We start from the raw sequence: 1114 nt of genomic DNA on the forward strand, positions 1-1114 counted from the left end.
CACCCCCCGGGTTTGTCGATGTTGGCACGGTGGAGCGCATTGTGCACTATCTGGGTCAGGTTGTTGTCATTCAGCCCCCGGCCATGTTGTGACACAAACAGGTAACCCGGGTCTTGCCCCCACACCAGACGCGGGCGGACATCGTTAAGGTAGCACTGCAACCAATGCCGGGCTGACTCACCCAGCGGAACCACCCGATCCTGACGGCCTTTGCCCTGCCGGACAAACAACATGCTGCCCGCTAAATCCAGCTCACTGAGCTGCAACCGGGCGAGTTCTGAACGCCGGATGCCACTGCTCCACAGCGTTTCCAGTATCGCCCTGTCACGAACACTGAGCGGGTTGTTGCTCCCGGTCATCGCCAGCACCTGCCGGGTTTCCTGCTCGTTCAGCATGCCCCACGGCAACCGTCGCTCGGCGCGGGGCAACTCCAGCTCCCGCGCCGGGTTATACCGCAGGTGCTGCCGCTTCACCAGCCAGCGGAACAGGTGGCGCACGCTGGTCAGTTTTTTGATGATCGTGCTGGCCGTTATCGGCCGGCCATACCGGTTTTTCTGGGCGGTCAGGCTCTGCTGCCAGCTTTCCAGCTGCGGGAAGCTCACCTGCTGCGCCATCGTGATCCCCCGTTCGTCACACCACGCGATAAATTCCCGCAGGTTTCCCCGGTAGTGTGCCCGGGTTTCCCGTGTGTAGCGCAGGGCGTCGAGGTGGTCAAGGAAGTGCTGTATGTGTTGCCTGAGTGTCAGTGATGCCATGATAAGCCTCCTGTCTGTGTGATAAGGGGCGGTTACGATACGTTTCGTTCATCCCCCCCCGGAACAGTGTTTTTTGCGCTAATCCGACCGCTTTTCTGTGATGCCTTGTTATCTCTGCCTTAGCGGGGATTTTACGTTCCCGACCACCTGCCGACGGCACGCCGACCCAGGGGCGACTGCTTATCTCTTTCCCCCGACCGGAACACGTCATACCCCCTTTCAGGGCACTATCAAGCCGTTCAGGTGCGCGGCATCGCTGCCGTCGCCGTCAAACAGCAGTTCATAGGCGAACGTCAGCCCGCGCCGGTGCAGCAGCAGGTATTCCATTTCGACCAGCCGCGACAGGTGCACTTTCAGTT

Annotated in this window: 2 protein-coding genes and 1 pseudogene; all 3 read right to left on the minus strand. The window is 60.5% G+C overall.

The annotated features are described in order from the left end of the window. A partial coding sequence (locus tag Xbed_RS20415; protein ID WP_244182568.1) for a tyrosine-type recombinase/integrase occupies positions 1 to 428 on the minus strand: 428 nt, incomplete at its 3' end. Positions 429 to 521: 93 nt separating this feature from the next. Further along, a pseudogene (locus Xbed_RS20420) lies at positions 522 to 755 on the minus strand (site-specific tyrosine recombinase XerC); the annotation flags it as partial. Next, positions 712 to 966: a hypothetical protein gene (locus Xbed_RS19600; protein WP_139837552.1), complete on the minus strand. Its 255-nt coding sequence runs from the start codon at positions 964 to 966 to the stop codon at positions 712 to 714. The gene Xbed_RS19600 and the pseudogene Xbed_RS20420, both read right to left, overlap by 44 nt. Positions 967 to 1114: the final 148 nt, after the last annotated feature.

The organism is Xenorhabdus beddingii (assembly GCF_002127545.1).
Lineage (GTDB): Bacteria > Pseudomonadota > Gammaproteobacteria > Enterobacterales > Enterobacteriaceae > Xenorhabdus > Xenorhabdus beddingii.